We start from the raw sequence: 3,708 nt of genomic DNA on the forward strand, positions 1-3,708 counted from the left end.
CCGTTACGAGAAGCGCGCCTACATCTACGGTGGCACTGTCACCCTCGCAGCCCTCATGATCTGGCTCCGAACATGATCCGAGAAACAGCGCCTAGAGCGGGTCTCCGCTCCCGGAGTCTCGAATCCGGCCCTGTTTCTCGGATGGCCTACAGGGACCAATCTCTTCCTGGGCCGGCCGTCCAGGCGCAGGTCGGTGGTCTGCCGGGAGTCGGGTCTGGGAGTTGGCGGGGCGGAGCGCCTGGTGCTGCTGGCGGGCCTGTTGCAGGGCGGCGGTACGCTCGGTCGGCTGGCGGGTGTACTGCCGCGGGGCCCCGTTTTGTTGCGTGTGCGCAGCTCCTGCTCCGTTCCAGCGCGGCAGCCGAACGTGCGCTGCTTGCCTGCCTCTTCACGGGCGTCTGCAACCTGGTCGCGTGGGCGCTGTGCTTCTTGCCGGCGATCGTGTCACCGCGGTGGGCTTTCGCACACTGCCCAGCTGCGCGCCTTTTTCCAGGGGCACGACTCCCCGACACCGCGTAGGCCATCCGGCGCGTCTGGAGCCTGTGGCGCGCACTGCTCGCGTCGGACGCCCGCCGCGTGGTCCCCGGCTGCTCGCTGCGGTCATCGACATCCACGGCCCCGACGCAAAAGGCTTGCCGCGGAGCGGTCCGAGGCGGGGCAGGGGCCGGGCTTCCGGGCAGTGTCACCGACAAGGCGTGCTGCCTGGCCGGTCGGGCTGGGCGCGCGGGCGCGGTGATGTCTGCGCCTGCGTACGGGCCGCCCGTGGCGGCGGTTTCGTCGACGACCGTCCGGGCCTGGGCGGCGACTTCTCCGTACGGGCCGGCGGCTGGTTCCGGTCCGTTGGGAGGGTCGGCTGGTGGCACCTTCTGCTGGGAATTTCGCTGGTCGTGGTGGTGGCGGGGTGGACAGAATTGTGGGATGTACGTATTTCGCTGCCGTCGGTGCCATGTTGAGGTGACGGTCCCGGTCCGGGAGGTGGCGCTGCCGGATCCGGATGATGCTCCGGTGCCGTTCGCGTTGCCGGAGGGGCAGGAGGATTGTCCGCAGCGGATGGCGGCGGGGTGTTTCGCCTTCGACCCGGCGCCGCTGCAGGCGCACCGGATCGTGCCGGTGTCGGAGTGGGAGCCCGTGGTGATTCCCGCGTACACGAAGGTGCAGGGCGTGCTGGCGAACCAGGGGGATCTGCGAGATCTGGTGCATTCGAGTGTCCGGGGACGGCTGAACGGTTGTTGCGGGCTGGACGGCTGCGACGGCCCGAATCTGGTGTGCCGCTTCTGTACGGCCGAGCTCGCCGTGGAACGGTCGGACTGCTGGACGCCGCAAGAGGTCGTACTTCTGGCCGGGGCGGTGGAGTTCGCCCTGGCACCGGCCAGCACGGAGCCTGGTGCCTGGTAGATCGCCGATCGGTTCGACCCTGAGCTGAACGGGGGCTTCGGCGGCGGGGGTGACGCGCAGGCAGGTGAGAGGGAATCGCTGGCGGTCCGCCATTTCACGCTGTCCGGAACCGTGATGGGTGTGGCGCGGGGTTGGGCCCGCGCCACACCTCGAGGGTGGTCAGGCTGTGAGGCGCGCCGTGCGGGCTTCGCGGATGTGCGCGAGGCGTTCGGTCTCGGCTTCTTGTTCGAAGTGGCCCGGTCCGCGGGCGAGCATGTCGACGGGATCCTCGTCGAGGGTGACCCGCGGCGTGGCACAGGGCGGTGAGGAACCCGACTGCGTCGCCGGTCTGGTCGTCGCATGTGCACAGCAGCGACATTCATAACTGCACTCTCCTTAGTGGTTTCTGGCAACCCATCACCTGCACCTGTGCGGTGGTGGATTGGCGTCCCGGGTCAGTCGAGCATGAGGCAGCGCATGACCTCGTCGAGCGCCTCGACAGCCTCGTCCTTGTCCAGCTCGTCCGGCTGGGCCAGCCTCTCGTCATCGATGTCGGCATCGGTGAGGGCCTTCACCTCGGTGGCAAGGCGCGTCGCTTCGTCGGCAACCGGCTGCCGTATGCCGGTGAGTGATCCTCGGCCCGGCGGTCGTCGGTCATAGGGGTTCCTCCAAATTGGCGGGTTGGGTGCGCATGCCGGCGGGCGCTGTTGCTGAGGGCCCTCAGATGCCGCCGTACGTGGCGGCCGATTGTGCTGGGGCTGTTCGTCTGCGGCGTCGGCGGCGCGCCCCGGCCGACGTGCTATCGGCCGCATTTGTCGCAGACCGGTAGGCGGCCTCTACCGCGCCCTGATCCGTGGCGGTCCACGTGTCCCGCTCGGCGGCCTCCAGCCGGGCTCCCTCCACGGCGTCCAGCAGCGACGCATGAGGGGTGATCTCGATGGACATGGCCCGGGTGGTGCGGTGGCGCCACATGACCCCGGTGGCATCGATGGGGGCGACGGTGGCGACCACCTGCCCGTACGGGTTGAACACGAAAGCGAGCAGCAGAACCTCGGTTCCGTCAGCACGCTTACCGATTGAGCAGAACACCGTGTCGGTTCCTGCCGTGCGGTGCTCCATAAAGGCGCTCTCCATGCTGGCGCGTCGCGCGCGCATTGCGGCCAACACCTGGTCCTCGATATCCAGCGCCCGGACGCGGGGGCCTCGGGCACGGGGGCGGCGGTCTTCCGGGCGGTCTTGCGGGCGCGGTCGGCGGCCATGGTTTGTCTCCTGGTTCGTCGTGCGGCGTTACGGCCAGGGCCCGGGCGGCTGGTCACTGCTCGGGCTGGTCGTCCGCGTCGTCGGCGGGGGTGTCAGTGGGGGAGACGGCGGTAAGGAAGCTCTGGAGCGGCTGCCATGACCCGCATGCCGACGGCCTTGACCGTCTCCGCCACCTCCTCGGCGGTCTTGCTTGCCCACCCGGCCACGTAGGGCACGGACACGGCGGCGGCATCCCTGCCGAAGACTCCGGCCACGATGCAGGCGACCAACTCGGCCTCGGTCTCCATCCGGCCCCGGTGCTGCTGTGATGGGAACTCGGGAAAATTCCCCAGGCGCGCTCACGTTCTCCACTCGGTTGCGCGCTCAACGGCTCGGTTCTCGTATGGCTACGGCCAGGTGGCGAGTAGCTATGAGTAACTACTCGGGGCTGCGGTCGCACTGTTGGAGGCTGTGAAGTTGTGTCGGGACAGGGTAGTCGTCACCAGCTCGTGGCCGTCGCCCGAACGGTCCGTCCGTGTTGCTCCCAGCCGTGCGGGGGCCTCGGATGGAATCTGCAAGGAAGAGACCGCCGCCCCGACGAGCGCCGCCCGATGACAGGAGCGCACCCATGTACGTTCGTACCACCTATGCCACCGGCGATCCCGCCAAGATCGACGAATGTCTTGACGCGCTCCGTGCCGAGGCCCCGAAGTTGTTGGCCGACCAGCCTGGATACCGTGGCTTCTCGCTGTTCGCCGATCGTGAGATCGGCAAGATCCTGATGGGATCCTGGTGGGAGAGCGAGCAGGCGCGGCAGAACAGCGACGATCACCTCAAGGAACGACGCGCGGCCCTGCTGGCGCCGTTTGCGCACACCGTGACGGTCGACAACTGGGAGGCGGCGGTATTCACCCCTTCTCCGCAGGTTCAGCCCGGCGCGGGCTTCCGGCTGACCCGGTTCGATGTCGACCCGTCCAACGTCGACCTGCTGGTTCAGACGTTTCAGAACACCACCCTGCCCAAGGTTCAGGCCATCGCAGGGGTCGAGGGCGTGGCGCTGCTCATCGACCGAGCCAAGGGGCGGGGCAGTGTGGGCGC

Annotated in this window: 5 protein-coding genes; 3 read left to right on the forward strand and 2 right to left on the reverse strand. The window is 68.6% G+C overall.

The features are described from left to right. The first annotated feature begins 692 nt into the window (after nucleotides 1-692). Complete coding sequence (locus ABZS64_RS39120; protein WP_355839957.1) at nucleotides 693-950, forward strand: hypothetical protein; 258 nt, start codon at nucleotides 693-695, stop codon at nucleotides 948-950. 1 nt (nucleotide 951) lies between these two features. Next, nucleotides 952-1,392 (forward strand): hypothetical protein, encoded by a 441-nt coding sequence (locus ABZS64_RS39125; RefSeq protein ID WP_355839959.1) that lies wholly within the window; start codon nucleotides 952-954, stop codon nucleotides 1,390-1,392. A 699-nt stretch (nucleotides 1,393-2,091) separates the two neighbouring features. On the opposite strand, the gene ABZS64_RS39130 is transcribed toward ABZS64_RS39125, so the two are convergent. Next, entirely contained in the window at nucleotides 2,092-2,526 is a 435-nt protein-coding gene (locus ABZS64_RS39130) for a hypothetical protein (RefSeq protein WP_355839961.1), read from the reverse strand. A gap of 197 nt (nucleotides 2,527-2,723) precedes the next feature. Beyond that, nucleotides 2,724-2,918: a hypothetical protein gene (locus tag ABZS64_RS39135; protein ID WP_355839963.1), complete on the reverse strand. Its 195-nt coding sequence runs from the start codon at nucleotides 2,916-2,918 to the stop codon at nucleotides 2,724-2,726. Between the two features lie 320 nt (nucleotides 2,919-3,238). Between ABZS64_RS39135 and ABZS64_RS39140 the strand changes: the two genes are divergently transcribed. Then, a partial coding sequence (locus ABZS64_RS39140) for an antibiotic biosynthesis monooxygenase (RefSeq protein ID WP_355839965.1) occupies nucleotides 3,239-3,708 on the forward strand: 470 nt, incomplete at its 3' end.

The organism is Streptomyces sp. NPDC005408 (assembly GCF_040606445.1).
Classification (GTDB): Bacteria; Actinomycetota; Actinomycetes; order Streptomycetales; family Streptomycetaceae; genus Streptomyces.

Coding starts and splice junctions, on each gene's coding strand:
- ABZS64_RS39130 (WP_355839961.1), bottom strand. CDS start 2,526: ATGCGCGCGCGACGCGCCAGCATGGAGAGCGCCTTTATGGAGCACCGC.
- ABZS64_RS39135 (WP_355839963.1), bottom strand. CDS start 2,918: ATGGAGACCGAGGCCGAGTTGGTCGCCTGCATCGTGGCCGGAGTCTTC.